Origin of the sequence: Pseudescherichia sp. L3 (assembly GCF_024656065.1) — a bacterium.
GTDB lineage: Bacteria > Pseudomonadota > Gammaproteobacteria > Enterobacterales > Enterobacteriaceae > Pseudescherichia.
The window spans coordinates 133,015-149,325 of the sequence record NZ_JANKYC010000001.1 but is presented as its reverse complement, the minus strand read 5'-3'; the positions used below and the strand labels follow the sequence as shown (position 1 = coordinate 149,325).

Sequence of the window (16,311 nt, the reverse complement as noted above, 5' to 3'; positions counted from 1 at the left end):
CATTATCATTAATGACCAGTTTTAAAAAAGTGGACTGCCTATGTCATCACGTCGATTTGGAAGCCAGTCGCTGGTACGCCTGCTGGGCCAGTGGCAACATACCCCTTCGCGCACGCCGCTCTGGCAGCAGCTTGCTCAGGCGCTGCGGATGCTGATCCTTGACGGTCGCCTGGCGTTGGAAACCCGTCTGCCGGGCGAGCGCGAGCTGGCTGCGGCCCTCGGCATCAGCCGCACTACCGTAGCCAGCGGGCTGGCGCAGCTGCGGGATGAGGGCTTTCTCCTGAGTCGCCAGGGCAGCGGCTCCGTTGTGATGCTGCCCGAAAGCAGCCGCACGGTGCCAACCCGTACCCACGCAGGCAGCGCTCTGGATCTCTCCACCGCCTCGCTGGGGGCCAGCCCGGAGATCCATCAGGCGTACCAGCAGGCACTGATCGCGATGCCGCAGCACTTCGGCTCCACCGGCTACGATCAGCAGGGATTGCTAACGTTACGCGACGCCATCGCCGCCCGCTATGCGGCGCGCGGCCTGCCGACCCGGCCTGATGAGGTGATGATCGTTAACGGGGCGCTCAGCGGTTTTGCGCTGATCCTGCGTCTGCTAACCGGGCCAGGGGATCGGGTGGTGGTTGATCACCCCACCTACCCGCTGGCGATAGCGGCGATTGAGGGGGCATCCTGCCGGCCGGTTGGTGTTGCGCTGCCCGCGCAGGGCTGGGATACCGACGGGCTGGCGGCGACCATCGGCCAGACCTCACCGAGGCTCGCCTACCTGATGCCGGACTTTCATAATCCCACCGGCCGCTGTATGGACGCTGCAACCCGGCAAACCGTAGCGGAGATTGCGGCCCGCACGCGCACCACGCTGGTGGTGGACGAAACCATGACCGATCTCTGGTACGACGTCCCTCCCCCGCCCCCGCTGGCTGCCTTTAGCCCGGATGGGTCGGTGATTTCGCTCGGCTCTGCTGCCAAAAGTTTCTGGGGCGGTCTGCGGCTGGGCTGGATCCGCGCCCCGGCCCGCACTATCGCCTCGCTGGTACAGATGCGTGACACCCTTGATCTGGGTACGCCGGTGCTGGAGCAGCTTGCCGCCCGCTGGCTGATTGAGAATGGAGAAACCTTTTTGCCTGCCCATCGACACATGCTGGCCACACGCCGCGACGACTGCCTGCGCCTGATGCAGGACATTTTTCCGGCGTGGCAGACACAGCTCCCGCAGGGAGGACTCTCGTTTTGGGTGGAGCTGCCGGAAGCGCTGGCGACGCGATTTGCCACCGGCGCGGAGAGCGTGGGTATTCATCTGGGAGCAGGAACGCGTTTTGGTCTGGCGGGGGCATTCGAACGTTATTTGCGGATGCCGTTTACCCAGCCGGAAGCGATCCTGCAGGAGGCATTTATGGCCTTACAGCCAATATGGTCTTCATTAATTAAACAACCGTCGATTATAAGGCAACGGAAATATATTTAATGTGACAGCGATCGGTTTACCGATCGCAATATCGCTACTGCCGGGGAATAGGAAAACCTTTCAGGGCAATAATAAAACTCTCGCCCTGTTTTTTTATTTTTGCGCCTGCATCACACCACTCAGATGCAATACGAAAAAACTCATCGGTCCCGACGTTCCAGTTCAGACGAACCTGTTTAACGTAGCCGGAGCGCAGCTGCTCGCAGGCTTCAGCATAGTTGCTGGCGGTTGACTGTAGCGGTTTCATTTTTTCTTCTTCAGCAGTTTACGTAACGCCTTGATCTCTTTCACACTCAGGGCCGATGCGTTCTCTTCTTCCGTATGCTGGCTGTCGATATCTTCTTCGGAGACCTCGCCCTCGCTTGATTCAAGCGCGAGCAGAAGCAGCTTTTCGGTTGCCGTGCTGAGGTTCTCATTATTTGCCTCTGCATACTGGCGAAGTTTCTCTTTTACTGCTTCGTCAATTTTAACGTTTAACACTGCGCTGACCATGAGTATCCCTTTCGGTATAAATGAGACGAGTAATTAATACACCAGCTTTTTCCGTTGATCCAGAAATAGTTTTCTTTAAACGCCGTCGATCGCATGACTGTAATAATACTGTGGCAGGAATATATGACATAAAAATGACAATACCATTTCAGTTTAATGACAAATAGATGTCAGGCCATACGACAGAGGCGTGATTTTAGATAAGGCTATAGATTGCCGGTGCGAAAGCCGCGCTCGGCAATATTGGGTTCAGGCGAGAAGTAAACCGATCAGGATGCCGGAGGCGTTAATGGCTGCAGATCATTACTGCTCACCCAGCCGGGCGTGGTCTTTCCACTGCCGTTAACAAACTCAACTTTTGTCCAGCCAGCCTGTCTCTCTATTACTCCCACCACGTCGCCTTTAACGATCCATGCTTTACGTCGGGTCGCGGCATCAGGCGTGGTGCTCAGATAAGCGCGCGGGCTGCTTACCTGCATCAGCGTTTGCCAGCGTGTCTGCTGCGTCGTATCCAGCTCCAGGCCTGTGGCAATTTCAGGCATCAGCACACTCATACAACCCGCATGATTTTGCCCATCGGGAAGGGTTAATGTGACACCCGTTGAATTAGCCGCAATATAGCCTGGGAGAACAGAGGAAGACCAGGAGGTGATCTTATCCGGCTGCTGCGCTGAAACATGGCCTGTCAGAAAGAAGGTGCAGGTACGCTTCACGCTATCTTCAGCCGATTCGGAGTAGTACCCCGTGATATTTCCCGTCGGTGAAACGGCCAGTAGCAGACCTTCGTACATGCCAGACTGTAGCGTTGTGGCATACGATGAAAATGCCGCCATTAAGAGAGAAAAACTGTAAACGATACGCGTCACTTTAGTTGTCATTGCCGTTCCTTCTCCAGACTTTCATATGAAGACATATACGATTCGTAGGATAAAACAAAGAAAGAGAACCTGGGGAGCAGAAATGGGTGGGGGCCCTGCCAGCTACATCCCGGCACACACGTCATCTGCTCTGGCTGCTTCCTTCCGGATCTGACCTGGTAAACAGAGTAGCGTTGCGGGAGAACCAACAGGGCCCCCATTGAGAGCGTTGTTAACCAACGCGCGGACGCATTATCACTGTACGGCCCGGCAATTGCAAGCCGCGCCCTGCTGGATGCTGGTTTATTGCGCAACCGCCTCTTCACAGGCTCGCACGCGCTGATTATGCTGGTGAGAGACTCTTCAGGAAACCATGATGGCAGACAACGACTCTTTTCCCCAGCGGGTGTGGCAAATCGTTGCCGCGATACCGCCCGGCTCGGTGACCACCTATGGCGAGGTGGCGCGGCTGGCGGGTTCTCCCCGTGCGGCACGCCAGGTAGGCGGCGTGCTCAGACGTCTGCCGGAGGGCAGCACGCTGCCGTGGCATCGGGTGGTAAATCGTCAGGGGCAGATCTCCCTCACCGGGCCGGATCTGCAGCGCCAGCGTCAGGCCCTGCTTGCCGATGGCGTTCAGGTAACAGGCAGTGGAGAGATAGATTTAGCGCGGTATCGCTGGAGATATTGAAAAACCCTCTCCAGAGGAGAGGGTTTTATGATTACAGCTGCGTCGGAGCAGGGGTTGCCGAAGAGGGGCTAACCTGCGTTGGCGAGGTAGACGGTACGGTAGTTGCCGCCCCGCCGCCCTGCTGCATCGGCAGCGCTGTCTGCTGGACCGGGACCAGGTTCAGGTCGATACGGGTACCGCCCTGGTTAACAGCGGGTTTGATGCCGTCGGTAATAAACACCAGTTTATTATCAACCGTAATCGCTGCGCTTAGCAGAATACGCGCGTCTGGCTGCACCAGCGCCGGGTCAAACGGCAGTTCATAGCTGAACGGAGCCTGTTTACCTTCGGTACGAACGGCACGCTGGGCGATGACTTTAGACGGCACGTCAGCCTGTGATGCATCGGCCAGGGTAACGGTCAGTACCGCATCCGGCGGCAGGGCCACCTTCTGGCGGATCCAAATCGTACCAGACACGTTAGGCTGCTTAATCACAGACTGCGTTGAAGCAATAGAGGCATTCGGGTTTGGGGCGGGCGTCTGGATATCTGCGCTTTTATCGGCACAGGCAGCCAGAGAAACAGCAACCGCTAAACCACTTAACATGTGCACGAGTTTCATTGAGTTCTCCTTATCTTCAATGCACCAGCAGGTATGACGCCCGCCAGAAGTAGTGGTTAATACTTAAATCGTATCGAACGCCAGTAAGTGTGGCACACATCACTGATTTTTGCCTGGAAACAGCCATGTATTCAGATTTTTGCACCCATCGGACCACTTGCATTTCTGGGTTATACTCTGCCTGTATCCGCCCGGTCGCTTTTATTTTATTGAGGACACCTATGAGTCAAGCGCTGAATAATCTGCTGACGTTGCTTAATCTGGAAAAAATTGAAGAGGGTCTGTTTCGCGGTCAAAGCGAGGATTTAGGCCTGCGTCAGGTCTTTGGCGGCCAGGTTGTCGGCCAGGCACTCTATGCCGCAAAAGAGACCGTTCCGACGGATCGTCTCGTTCACTCGTTCCACAGCTATTTTTTACGCCCGGGCGACAGCCAGAAGCCGATTATCTATGACGTAGAGGTGCTGCGCGACGGCAATAGCTTTAGCGCCCGCCGGGTTGCTGCCATCCAGAACGGTAAGCCAATATTCTATATGACGGCGTCGTTCCAGGCTCCTGAGCCGGGCTACGAGCATCAGAAAACGATGCCTGCCGCCCCTGCCCCGGATAATCTGCCGTCAGAGACGGACATTGCCCGTTCGCTGGCGCACCTTCTGCCGCCGCAGGTAAAAGAGAAGTTTCTCTGCGAGAAGCCGCTGGAGATCCGCCCGGTTGAGTTCCATAACCCGATGAAGGGCCACGTAGCGGAGCCTGCCCGCCAGGTATGGATCCGCGCCAACGGCACGATGCCGGCGGATTTCCGCACGCATCAGTATCTGCTGGGCTACGCCTCTGACTTTAACTTCCTGCCGGTGGCGCTTCAGCCGCACGGCGTCGGTTTTCTGGAGCGAGGCATGCAGGTTGCCACAATCGATCACTCAATGTGGTTCCACCGTCCGTTCGATATGAATGAGTGGCTGCTCTATAGCGTAGAGAGCACCTCCGCCTCCAGCGCGCGCGGGTTTGTACGCGGGGAGTTCTATACTCAGGATGGCGTGCTGGTCGCGTCCAGCGTGCAGGAAGGGGTCATGCGTAACCGTAATTAATAAACAAAAAAGCCTCCCGCGGGCGGGAGGCTTTTTAGAGGATGACAGTCGATTATGCGTTATACGCGTTCTCGCCGTGGCTGTTCACATCCAGCCCTTCGCGCTCCTGCTCTTCCGGTACGCGCAGGCCAACAATCATGTCTGCCAGCTTGTAGCCGATGAAGGCTACAACGCCTGACCAGACGATGGTGATGGCGATACTTTCCAGCTGCACCAGCACCTGATGCCCCATGGTCACGCCTTCAGCGTAGCCGACGCCGCCCAGAGAAGGGGAAGCAAACACGCCGGTCAGGATACAGCCCACGATGCCGCAGACGCCGTGCACACCGAACACATCGCACGGGTCGTCAACGCGCAGCCAGCGTTTCAGCATGGTGACGCCCCACAGACCGGCCAGACCTGCCACGATACCCACAATCAACGAACCGCCCACGCCGATGTAGCCACAGGCTGGGGTCACGGCCACCAGGCCCGCAATCGCCCCGGAGCATGCGCCCAGCAGCGACGGCTTACCGCGGGTTGCCCACTCGCCGAAGACCCAGGCAAGGATAGCGCCTGCGGTGGCAACAACGGTGTTCACAAACGCCAGGGCAGCGATTTCGTTGGCGGCGCTGGCAGAGCCTGCGTTAAAGCCAAACCAGCCAACGTAGAGGATTGCCGTACCCATAAACACCATCGGCAGGTTGTGCGGTTTGAACGCCTCTTTGCCAAAGCCAACGCGTTTGCCAATCAGGTAAGCACCCACCAGGCCCGCAATCGCGGCGTTAATGTGCACCACCGTACCGCCAGCAAAGTCCAGCGCGCCGTGGGAAGCCAGCAGGCCGCCGCCCCAGACCATGTGCGCAATCGGCACGTAGGAGAGGGTCATCCACACCACGACGAAGATCAGTACTGCGGAGAAGCGGATACGCTCGGCCAGCGCACCGACGATCAGGCCGACGGTGATGCAGGCAAACGAGCCCTGGAACGCAACGTGAATATACTGGTAGAAGCTGCCCATTACGGCGGTCAGCTCGATATTTTTCAGCATCGCCCAGTTGAAGTCGCCGAAGAAGTTGTTGCCTGTGCCGAACGCCAGCGAATAGCCGTAGACTACCCACAGCACGCACACCAGGGCAAAGGTCACGGTGACCTGGGTCAGCATCGACAGCACGTTTTTGCCACGGATCAGGCCGCCGTAGAACAGCGCAATCCCTGGAATGGTCATAAACAGCACCAGCGCGGTGCAGATCATCATAAAGGCGTTATCCGCTTTGTCGGCCACGGCCGGAGCCGCCATCGCCAGACCCGGTAACGCTGTCAGTGCGGCCATCGCCGTTTTTAAGGTTAATTTTTTCATTTTTCCCATCCCAATCACTGTGTGTCTGACGTTACAGTGCCGCTTCGTCGGCTTCGCCGGTACGAATGCGGATAACGCGTTGCAGTTCGGCAACGAAAATTTTGCCGTCGCCAATTTTTCCGGTGTAGGCCGCTTTGCTAATGACATCAATCACTTCATCAAGCTGATCGTCTGCAATGGCCACGTCAATCTTTACCTTCGGCAGGAAGTTAACGCTGTACTCCGCCCCGCGGTACAGTTCAGCATGGCCCTTCTGACGCCCAAAGCCTTTCACTTCGGTAACGGTCAGCCCCTGAATACCAATAGACGACAGTGCTTCACGGACGTCCTCAAGTTTAAATGGCTTAATGACCACGGTAACCAGCTTCATAAATCCCCCTCAGTCGAAAATCGGTAATGGCCGCAGCTAACATGAGGTGAGTATTGCAAGTGGTGTGCCAGAATTAGAAAAAGGGAAAAATTCAGCGGTTTAAGGCCTCTGGAAAGGAGCAGCGGTTACGCAGAAAAGTGTGACAGGGATTCAGATTGTTCCTGGGAAAGAAAAACGCACCATGATAGTGCATGGCGCGTGCAGTTTTTGCACCAACAGGCGATCCTGTTAGTAGCCTGCCTGATTATGGTGCATCAGGCGATAAGCGACTCTTCTTGCGCACTGGCGGCAAGCTCTTCACCCGCCAGCTGTAGCTGATACATCTGCCAGTAGCGCCCTTCGGCGGCCAGCAATGCTTGATGGCTGCCACGCTCCACTGCCTGCCCGCGATGCAGAACCAGAATAGTATCAGCTTCCACAATAGTAGAGAGGCGGTGGGCTATGACCACCAGCGTCGTATGCTGACGTACCGCGGCCAGCGCCTGCTGAATCGCCTGCTCGGTGCCGGAGTCAATATTCGCCGTTGCCTCGTCAAGGATCAGGATCTGCGGGGTGGCAACCAGCACGCGGGCTAGCGCCAGCAGCTGCTTCTGTCCCACCGACAGGTTATTCCCCTGCTCCCCCAGACTGGTATGGATGCCATCGGGCATGCCACGCGCCAGCTCTGCCAGTTGAACGGTTTCCAGCGCCTGCCATACCTGCGCTTCGCTAATATCGCGCCCGAGGGTAACGTTAGCAAAGAAGGAGTCCGCCAGTACCACCGGATCCTGCTGGACCATCGCTACGCCCTGGCGCAGCACGTCGTGGCTGAGAGTTGAGAGCGGTCGACCGTCAAGGCGGATCTCCCCTTTTGTCAGCGGATAGTAGCCCATCAGCAGGCTCGCGAGGGTGCTCTTGCCGCTGCCGGTGTGGCCCACCAGCGCGATAAAGCTGCGTGGCGGCACGGAGAGGTCGATGTCCTGTAATACGAGGCTATCGTCGCGATAGGCGAACGACAGATTTTCGATGTCGATTGCGCCGCTGGCCAGTGGACGCTCATCGTCACCGTAGGTCTGGCGCGGACGATCCATCAGCTCAAACACGCGTTCACCCGCCACCACCGCCTGCTGCATGATCGACTGCTGGGTGGTCAGCTCAATCAACGGTTCGTTAAGGCGGCCAAGGTAGCTGATAAAGGCGTAGAGCACCCCGACCTCAATGGTGCCCACCGAGGTAAAACCAAACAGCATCAGTAGACCGCAGAGCACCAGCGCCGAGAAGAGACTCAGCAGCGGACGCAGCAGAAAACCGTCGAGGCGCAGCGTCTGCATGCGTGCTGTATAGTGGGAGCGGCTGGCCTCGCCCATCCGCTCGCCGAAGCGCGCCTGCTGGCGAAACTGCTGGATCACGTTCATGCCGTTGATCACTTCGTTAAAGCCGTCGTTGATATCCGCCAGGTAGGTGCGAACGCGACGTACAATGGGCGTGCTGTAGCGCTGATAGAGTGCCATCACGCAGAGCACCGCCGGGAAGATGGCCAGTGCCACCAGCGCCATCCGCCAGTCGAGGCTGAACATCGCCACCAGCATTGCCCCCACCAGCGCCGCGCTGCGCAGTACCGTGGAGACCACCATCACATAGAGATCGCGGATCACTTCCGTGTCGTTGGTGACGCGGGAGATGAGTTGCCCTACCGGCTGGGTGTCAAAGGCGTTCAGCGGCTGGCGCAGGGCAGCATCCATTACATCGGTACGCAGCTGCTGTACTACGCCGACGGCAGCCTCATTAAACAGCAGCGACTGGGCATAGTGCAGTCCGGCGGCCAAAAGCTGCAGGCCAATATAGGCCACCGCCAGCCCTATCAACAGGCCGAGCGGCAGATAGCTTTTCGCCACCATATTATCGATAAAATAGCTGATCAGCGCCGGGCCAGCGACCTCAGCCGCCGCGGCAACCCACAGCATGACGACCGCTCTGGTAAGCGGTTTTTTCCACGGTTTACCGTAGGCTAACAGGCGTTTTAGCGTCGGCCAAAGCTGTCCAAAACTACGCATCAGCACTCTCCTTCTCTTCGTCATCCAGCGCGGCTTCCAGCTGCTGGTAACGGTGCATATCGCGATACCAGCCCGGCTGATGGGCTAAGGTTTCGTGCTGCCCGCGCTGAACAATGTGCCCATGCTGCATCACCAGGATCTCACTCGCTTCAGCGAGGGCCGAGAGCCGGTGTGCACTGATGATTACCGTCCGCCCTTCGCCCCACTGGCGCAGGTTATGCAGGATCTGGTGCTCGGTACGGCCATCCACCGCCGACAACGCGTCGTCGAGGATCAGAATTTCGGCGTTGAGCAGCAGCGCCCGGGCAATGGAAATGCGCTGCTTCTGCCCACCGGAGAGCATCACCCCGCGCTCGCCCACTTCGGTATCGTACCCCTGCGGCAGTCGCAGAATATCCTCGTGGACGCTGGCCAGCCGGGCAACGTGCTCAATCTCTTGCTGCGTCGCGCCGGGGTGGCCGAGAGCAATGTTATTGCCAACGGTATCCGAGAACAGGAACGGCGTCTGATTGACCACCGCCAGCCGCCCGCGCCATGCGTCCAGCTTCAGGGTTGGCAGAGGCCGATCGTGGAAGCGGATCTCCCCTTGGGTGACGTCGAAATGGCGCTGGATCAGCGACAGCAGCGTACTTTTCCCTGCCCCGGTTGGCCCGCAGATACCCAGCATCTGTCCCGGCATCAGCGTAAAGCTGACGTTCTCCAGGGTGGGATGCGCCGCCTGCGGATAGCGAAACTCGCGGATCGCCACGTTCAGGTTGCCACGCCCTTCCGGCAGCAGCTCGCTGCCGTCATCCACCACCGGCGCTTCCGCCAGCATGTCACGGATGCGGCTGTAAGCGGCGCTGCCGCGCTCGACGATATTAAACATCCACGCGAGGGCCAGCATCGGCCAGATCATCAGCCCCAGATACATAGTAAAGCTGGTGAGTTCCCCCAGCGTCAGGCTGCCGTTAACCACCATCCAGCTGCCGCCGCCGATCGCCAGCAGGTTTGCCATGCCGATAGCGATATAGATAGTGGGATCGAAACGGGCGTCAACCCGCGCGACCTTCATGTTTTTCCTGCCGGTATCGGCGGCGTCTTCGGCGAACAGTCCGGACTGACGATCCTCAAGGCCAAAGGCTTTGATCATGCGGATGCTGGTCAGACTCTCCTGGGTACGGTCGTTAAGCGAAGAGAACGCCGCCTGCGCCAGCTTGAATCGGTTATGCAGCTGATCGCCGTAGCGTTTGATCACCAGCGCCATAATCGGCATGGGCAGCAGCGCCAGCAGGGTAAGCTGCCAGCTGATCTGGGTCGACATGACGATCAGCACCACGCAGCCCATCACCAGCGAATCCACCAGGGTCAGCACCCCCTCTCCTGCGGCAAAGACCACGCGATCGACGTCGTTAGTCGCGCGGGCCATGAGGTCACCGGTACGGTGGCGCAGGTAAAACTCCGGGTGCTGGCGGCTGAGCTGGCGGTAGAAGTCCTCCCGTAGCTCGACGGCTAACTGATAAGACGCGCCAAACAGCAGCACCCGCCAGACGTAGCGCAGCAGATAGATGACGATGGCCACCAGCACCAGCAAGCCGATCCACATCATGACGTCCTGCGGGTGATAGCGGCCCTGGGTTACGCCGTCGACCACGTAACCCACGACTTTCGGTGGGATCAGCTGCAGAAGAGCAATGATGATAAGCAGGGCTACGGCACCGAGATAGCGTCGCCACTCCCGGCGAAAGTACCAGCCTAGTTGAGCAAATAATCGCACGCGGTTATATCCTGAAGGTCTTTATTCGGCCCCTGACGCCGGGGCCAGAAGCGTTATTCAATGGGTAACTCTGTCGTATATTTTATCTGTTCCATCGCAAAACTCGATGTCACATCGGACAAGCCTGGCACGCTATTGACCAGACGTTTGTAAAAATCGTCGTAGCGCTTCATATCAGCGACCTGAACGCGCATTAAGTAGTCATATTCGCCAGCCATGCGCCAAAAGCCCAGCACCTCCGGCATAGCGGAGACCACGCTGACAAACTGATGGTACCACTCGCTGCAGTGCTGCTGGGTTTTGATCAGCATAAAGGCCGTGAGGCCGAGGCCCAGCTTTTCGGCATCCAGCAGCGCCACGCGCGCCAGCAGGATCCCTTCATCCTCCAGCCGCTTGAGCCGTTTCCAGCAGGGGGTCGTTGTCAGATTAACGGCATCGGCTAACGCCTGCAAAGAGAGGGTACTGTCTCGCTGCAGCAGAGTAAGCAGCTTTTTATCAATTTTATCTAGCATTAGCGGCCTCCGGGAGAAATTTTTTCTCTCGTTATTCTATTTCAAAGACGGAATGGCAACAATTTTTTAGGCGCTTTCCGTTAAGCTAGGCACAAATTGACAAACAGGATCGCCCCGGATGAACAACGCCTGGACTAAATATGCCATCAGTGAAATTAATGCCGATGCCCAGCGATCGGCGGATACACATCTAATTCGCCTTCCCCTCCCCGCCTTTCCGGGGATTTATATCTACCTGAAGGATGAGAGCACGCACCCAACCGGCAGCCTGAAGCACCGCCTGGCGCGCTCGCTGTTCCTTTACGGGCTGTGCAACGGCTGGATCCAGGAAGGCACGCCGATTATTGAGGCCTCCTCTGGCTCAACGGCGGTATCGGAGGCCTGGTTTGCCCGTCTGCTGGGTCTGCCCTTTATTGCAGTGATGCCCGCCTGCACCGCAAAGCGTAAAATCGAGCAGATCGCTTTTTACGGCGGCCGCTGCCACTTCGTCGAGAGCGCCTGCGAGATCTATGCTGCTTCCGAGACGCTGGCGCAGGAGCTGCATGGCCACTATATGGATCAGTTTACCTACGCCGAGCGCGCCACTGACTGGCGCGGCAACAACAATATCGCCGACAGCATCTACCGCCAGATGCGCCATGAGCCGCACCCGATCCCAACCCATATCGTGATGAGCGCCGGTACCGGCGGCACGTCGGCAACCATTGGGCGCTATATTCGCTACCAGGGATACGACACCCAGCTCACGGTGGTCGATCCGCAAAACTCTGTCTTCCTTGACTACTGGCAGCAGCGGGATGCCAGCCTGCGCAGCCCGGTCGGAAGTAAAATTGAGGGCATCGGGCGTCCCCGCGTGGAGCCCTCGTTCATTCCGGACGTGGTAGACGAGATGCTGCGCGTCCCGGATGCCGCCAGCGTTGCTACCGCCCACTGGCTGGAGAGCCAGCTAGGCCGCAAGGTCGGGGCCTCCACCGGCACCAACATGTGGGGGGCGTTGCAGCTTGCCGCACGAATGCGTGACGAGGGGCGTACCGGCTCGATTGTTACCCTGCTATGCGACAGCGGCGAGCGCTATCTCGATACCTACTACAATCCGGCGTGGGTAAAAGCCTCTATAGGCGATACTGCGCCCTGGACCGCAGAGATTGCCCGTCTGCTGCGATAGCAAATGGCTACTGGTGGTGCCCGCCGTCAGGCGCTACCATAGCGGCTTTATTGCTAGTGAAACTGTCAGGAAAATCTATGAAACGTGCCGTTGTCGTCTTTAGCGGAGGCCAGGACTCCACCACCTGTCTGGTACAGGCGCTGCATCACTATGATGAAGTCCACTGTGTCACCTTCGATTACGGCCAGCGCCACCGCGCCGAGATTGACGTCGCGCGTGAGCTGGCGTTGAAGCTGGGTGCACGGGCGCATAAGGTACTGGACGTCACCCTGCTTAACGAGCTGGCGGTCAGCAGCCTGACGCGTGACAGCATTCCAGTGCCGGACTACGAGCCGGACGCCAGCGGTATCCCCAACACCTTTGTGCCGGGCCGCAATATTCTGTTTTTGACCCTTGCGGCTATCTACGCCTACCAGGTGCAGGCCGAAGCGGTGATCACCGGCGTCTGTGAGACCGACTTCTCCGGCTACCCGGACTGCCGCGACGAATTTGTGAAGGCGCTCAACCATGCGGTCAGCCTCGGCATGGCAAAGGATATCCGCTTTGAGACGCCGCTGATGTGGCTCGATAAAGCAGAAACCTGGGCGCTGGCCGACTACTGGCAGAAGCTGGAGCTGATCCGCGAGGAGACCCTGACCTGCTACAACGGTATCAAGGGCGACGGCTGCGGCCAGTGTGCCGCCTGTAACCTACGTGCCAACGGCCTGAATCACTATCTGGCAGAGAAGCCTGCGGTGATGGCGGCAATGAAGCAGAAAACCGGCCTGAAGTAGGCGATAAAACTACAGTAAGCTTTGGTAACGCCGGGCGGCTCTACGTTTGCCCGGCCTACGGGGCTAAGGTGCGGTTTGTAGGCCCGGTAAGCGTAGCGCCACCGGGCGTGAGAGTTTACGCCATCATCATCTCCAGCTTCTCCCGCAGCTCCCCTTCCAGCGCCAGCGATTTTTTAGTGCGCAGATCGATGCAGACAAAGGTGATCAGCGCATCGGCCACCACCTCCCCCTCTGGCGACAGCGTCACTACCTGACTGAGCACGCCGCTTTTGCCGTTGAGCTGCTGTATGCTGCTGGTAATGGTCAACAGATCGCCCAGCACCGCCGGTCGGCGATAGTTGATGTTGATATTGACCACGATAAACGCAATGTTGTTAGCCGTCATCCAGCGGAAACCTTCGCTGCTTTCCAGCCCCTCCCAGCGCGCCTCCTCCAGAAACTCCAGGTAGCGGGCGTTATTTACATGCTGGTAAACATCAATATGGTAACCACGAACTTTAATTTCAGTCTGCATAGCGCAATAGCCTTTTTTCTTATGTTATATAGGGTCGGAGGTCATAACTGGTATGACCTCTTTAGCATGGCAAAAAATGGCTACGACGCAAGCAAAACTTACAGGGTTAAACGATCCAGGTTACGCTCCACCAGCGAGGCCCCCATTCCCGGCACCTGCTGTAAATCCTCCAGCGTCTTAAAGGGTCCATATTCGTCACGGTAGCTAACAATCGCCTGCGCTTTCTTCAGCCCCACGCCGTTCATCGCCTGTGCCAGCGCCTCCGCCGACGCCGCGTTAATGCTGACCCGGGTCGGCTGCTCATCGCCCTTTACCGCCTGCGGCGCTTTTGCCTTAGCCTCCGGCCCAGCGGCGGCGGATTTACCCTGCACCGTCTGCGCCTGCGGGGATTTCACCGGCGTTTCAGCGGCGAGCGCTTGCTGGCTCAGAGCGGCACAGGTCAATGTCAGGGTCATCACCGCTATTTTTATTCCACGTTTCATGCTGCTTTCTCCTTGTGTGTTGACAGCCCCTGCACGATAAACAGAGCGGGAACGCGGGACAAACGGCAGATTGCAGAAATGGAAAAGGCCGCGAAAGCGGCCTTTGATTGTTGCAGGGCGTTGCAAAAGTCTGCGAGACGCCCAGAGAAATTACTGCTGCGGATCGACGATGTCGCCCATTTTGATTTTGGCTTCTTTACGCAGGTTGCTCATCAGCGCTTCGAAAGAGATCTGGGCATTGTTCTCAGTGATCCCCTCCACCATGGCTTTTTTCTGCGCGTCCGGCAGGGTGCCTGCTTTCACTTCGTCCAGCGCCAGCAGCACTACGTTGCCCTGCATATCGTTGGCAACGCCGTAGACTGGCTTATCCTTCGCTGGCAGGGCCAGCGTAAAGGCCGCCTGGCTCAGCGGATCCTGACCGGTACGTACCAGCGCCTTCGGCTCGCCAAAGCTCAGGCCTGCGGCTTTCAACGCCTCGTCGCCTTTACCCGCTTTCAGGTCAGCCAGCAGCTTATCGGCATTCAGCTTCGCCTGCTGCTCAGCTTTGTTGTGCTTCACGATATCGCTTACCTGGGCTTTCACTTCCTCCAGCGGCTTCACGGCTTCGGCTTTATGCTCGCTCACGCGCAGCACAAAGGCCCGATCGCCATCAACGGTAATGATGTCGGAGTTGTTGCCCGGCGAACCGTTCTCTCCCACCAGCGCGCCGCCGAAGATAGCGTCAGACACCGGTTTGAAGTTCAGCTCCTGCGGCAGGTTGTCGCGGCCAAACCAGCCAGTTTCAACCGCTTTCACGCCTGCCACCTGCTCTGCACCCGCCAGCGACTCATTGTCGTTGCTCGCGGCATCGCTCACTTTCTGCTGCAGGGCGTAGTAGGCATCAAGACCTTTCTCCTGCTTCACCTTCGCTGCCAGCTCGTCACGCACGTCGTTAAACGGCTTAATCTGAGCAGGCTGAACGTCGTCAAGACGCACGACCAGGAAGCCAACGGAGGATTTAATCACGCCGGAGAGCTGGCCTTTCTCTTTCAGACCGGCCTTTTTCAGCTCGTCTGGGGTGGTGGAATCTTCCAGCCAGCCCATATCGCCGCCGTTGCGGGCAGAGATAATGTCCGCCGACTTCTCTTTGGCGAGGGTGGCGAAATCAGCACCTTTGCTTAACTGTTCCAGCACCGCTTTCGCGTCGTCTTCGGTTTTGGTCTGGATCACGCTGTAACGATTACGCTGCGGCTGGGTAAACTGATCCTGATGCTGATCGTAGTAGGACTGAATCTCTTCATCACTGGCGTTCTGCTGCATGCTGGCAGCATCCAGCTTGATGTAGCTGACGCGGAACTGCTCCGGAGCGATAAAGCTGTTTTTGTGCTGCTCGTAGTAGCTGGCGATCTCCTGATCGGAGGCGGTCTGCCGCTGTGCCAGGGCGTTAACGTCGAGGGTTGCCGTGCGCACCATACGCTGCTGCGCGACCAGCGCGGCCAGCTCGTCGGTTTCACCTTTCAGCATAAAGTCAGTACCGGCAACAGCATTGATCAGCTGCTGGGAGGTAAGCTGGTTACGCAGGGCTTGAGCATACTGATCGGCGGTCATGCCCATCTGATTGACCAGCGCATTGTAGCGTGCGTTGTCGAACTTACCGTTGTTCTGGAAAGCCTGAGTTGAGAAGATCGCTTTCTTCACCTGCTCATCGCTGACGCCGAGGCCCAGATGCTGGGCGTACTGGTCCAGCAGCGCTTCATCAATCAGGCGGCTCAGCACCTGCTGACGCATGCTCTTCATATAGGCTTCGTTGCTGGCCAGCTCGGAGAACCGTTCGCCATGCCTCTGCTGCAAGCGGTTACGTTCTGCCGCCACGGCATTTTCGAACTGGCTGCGGCTAATCTCCTGGCCATTAACTTTTGCGGCATAATTATTGTTACCGCCAATCAGGTAGTTACCAACGCCAGTCAGAATGAATGACACGATAATCAAACCCAGAATGATCTTGAGCACGACGTGGTTGGCCGCCGCGCGTAAATTGTCCATCATGGTGTAACAACACTCCGCTGTAGGTGACTGTCTGTCTCACGCAGCGCCAACACTCCTGGGCCGCTGCGCGTAAAGCCGTATTGTGACAAGAAACCGGGGCGGTTGTCAGCCCGCAGGTCCGATTAATTCCGGCATCGCAAATAAAAAAGGCACA

General features: G+C 57.8%; 17 protein-coding genes and 1 other RNA gene. 5 read left to right on the top strand and 13 right to left on the bottom strand.

Translation table 11 applies throughout. The annotated features are described in order from the left end of the window. Positions 1-40: 40 nt before the first annotated feature. A complete protein-coding gene (locus NR795_RS00740) occupies positions 41-1,468 on the top strand; it encodes a PLP-dependent aminotransferase family protein (RefSeq protein ID WP_257756738.1) in 1,428 nt (475 codons plus the stop codon). 34 nt (positions 1,469-1,502) lie between these two features. Here NR795_RS00740 and NR795_RS00735 read toward each other — a convergent pair whose 3' ends face one another. From NR795_RS00735 to ffs, 4 genes are all read right to left on the bottom strand, one after another. After that, positions 1,503-1,715, bottom strand: coding sequence for a hypothetical protein (locus tag NR795_RS00735; RefSeq protein WP_238083401.1), 213 nt, complete (start codon positions 1,713-1,715; stop codon positions 1,503-1,505). Next, complete coding sequence (locus tag NR795_RS00730; RefSeq protein WP_144814361.1) at positions 1,712-1,960, bottom strand: hypothetical protein; 249 nt, start codon at positions 1,958-1,960, stop codon at positions 1,712-1,714. Before NR795_RS00730 ends, NR795_RS00735 begins: the two co-directional genes overlap by 4 nt. A 269-nt stretch (positions 1,961-2,229) precedes the next feature. After that, positions 2,230-2,838: an SH3 domain-containing protein gene (locus NR795_RS00725; protein WP_257756737.1), complete on the bottom strand. Its 609-nt coding sequence runs from the start codon at positions 2,836-2,838 to the stop codon at positions 2,230-2,232. A 93-nt stretch (positions 2,839-2,931) separates the two neighbouring features. Next, positions 2,932-3,028, bottom strand: an RNA gene (gene ffs, locus NR795_RS00720) — signal recognition particle sRNA small type. A gap of 165 nt (positions 3,029-3,193) precedes the next feature. Between ffs and NR795_RS00715 the strand changes: the two genes are divergently transcribed. Continuing rightward, a complete protein-coding gene (locus NR795_RS00715; RefSeq protein WP_257756736.1) occupies positions 3,194-3,505 on the top strand; it encodes an MGMT family protein in 312 nt (103 codons plus the stop codon). A gap of 31 nt (positions 3,506-3,536) precedes the next feature. On the opposite strand, the gene NR795_RS00710 is transcribed toward NR795_RS00715, so the two are convergent. Beyond that, positions 3,537-4,106, bottom strand: a complete 570-nt coding sequence (locus tag NR795_RS00710) for a YbaY family lipoprotein (RefSeq protein WP_042391620.1) — start codon at positions 4,104-4,106, stop codon at positions 3,537-3,539. A 221-nt stretch (positions 4,107-4,327) separates the two neighbouring features. On the opposite strand from NR795_RS00710, the gene tesB reads away from it, so the two are divergent. Next, positions 4,328-5,188: an acyl-CoA thioesterase II gene (gene tesB / locus NR795_RS00705; protein WP_144814369.1), complete on the top strand. Its 861-nt coding sequence runs from the start codon at positions 4,328-4,330 to the stop codon at positions 5,186-5,188. A 52-nt stretch (positions 5,189-5,240) separates the two neighbouring features. On the opposite strand, the gene amtB is transcribed toward tesB, so the two are convergent. From amtB to NR795_RS00680, 5 genes are all read right to left on the bottom strand, one after another. Beyond that, positions 5,241-6,527 (bottom strand): ammonium transporter AmtB, encoded by a 1,287-nt coding sequence (gene amtB / locus NR795_RS00700; RefSeq protein ID WP_144814372.1) that lies wholly within the window; start codon positions 6,525-6,527, stop codon positions 5,241-5,243. Between the two features lie 31 nt (positions 6,528-6,558). Then, positions 6,559-6,897, bottom strand: a complete 339-nt coding sequence (gene glnK / locus NR795_RS00695; protein WP_002891893.1) for a P-II family nitrogen regulator — start codon at positions 6,895-6,897, stop codon at positions 6,559-6,561. Between the two features lie 254 nt (positions 6,898-7,151). Next, on the bottom strand, positions 7,152-8,930 hold the full coding sequence (locus NR795_RS00690) for a SmdB family multidrug efflux ABC transporter permease/ATP-binding protein (protein WP_144814374.1): 1,779 nt from the start codon (positions 8,928-8,930) through the stop codon (positions 7,152-7,154). After that, positions 8,923-10,686, bottom strand: a complete 1,764-nt coding sequence (locus NR795_RS00685; protein ID WP_257756734.1) for a SmdA family multidrug ABC transporter permease/ATP-binding protein — start codon at positions 10,684-10,686, stop codon at positions 8,923-8,925. Before NR795_RS00685 ends, NR795_RS00690 begins: the two co-directional genes overlap by 8 nt. A gap of 53 nt (positions 10,687-10,739) precedes the next feature. Then, complete coding sequence (locus tag NR795_RS00680; RefSeq protein WP_238083395.1) at positions 10,740-11,198, bottom strand: Lrp/AsnC family transcriptional regulator; 459 nt, start codon at positions 11,196-11,198, stop codon at positions 10,740-10,742. 118 nt (positions 11,199-11,316) lie between these two features. Here NR795_RS00680 and NR795_RS00675 point away from each other — a divergent pair, with 118 nt between their 5' ends. Together NR795_RS00675 and queC are read left to right on the top strand one after the other, a co-directional pair. Continuing rightward, a complete protein-coding gene (locus NR795_RS00675; RefSeq protein ID WP_257756733.1) occupies positions 11,317-12,363 on the top strand; it encodes a PLP-dependent cysteine synthase family protein in 1,047 nt (348 codons plus the stop codon). Positions 12,364-12,440: 77 nt separating this feature from the next. Then, positions 12,441-13,136 carry a 7-cyano-7-deazaguanine synthase QueC gene (gene queC, locus NR795_RS00670; protein ID WP_144814387.1) on the top strand — a complete coding sequence of 232 codons (696 nt, stop codon included), beginning with the start codon at positions 12,441-12,443 and terminating at the stop codon, positions 13,134-13,136. 115 nt (positions 13,137-13,251) lie between these two features. Here queC and NR795_RS00665 read toward each other — a convergent pair whose 3' ends face one another. The 3 genes from NR795_RS00665 to ppiD form a co-directional block, all read right to left on the bottom strand. After that, complete coding sequence (locus NR795_RS00665) at positions 13,252-13,650, bottom strand: YbgC/FadM family acyl-CoA thioesterase (protein ID WP_144814391.1); 399 nt, start codon at positions 13,648-13,650, stop codon at positions 13,252-13,254. A gap of 98 nt (positions 13,651-13,748) precedes the next feature. Beyond that, the gene (locus NR795_RS00660) at positions 13,749-14,132 is read right to left on the bottom strand and encodes a helix-hairpin-helix domain-containing protein (RefSeq protein WP_257756731.1); all 384 of its coding nucleotides are present in this window, start codon (positions 14,130-14,132) and stop codon (positions 13,749-13,751) included. Between the two features lie 150 nt (positions 14,133-14,282). Continuing rightward, positions 14,283-16,157, bottom strand: coding sequence for a peptidylprolyl isomerase (gene ppiD, locus NR795_RS00655; RefSeq protein WP_257756730.1), 1,875 nt, complete (start codon positions 16,155-16,157; stop codon positions 14,283-14,285). Positions 16,158-16,311 lie beyond the last annotated feature (154 nt).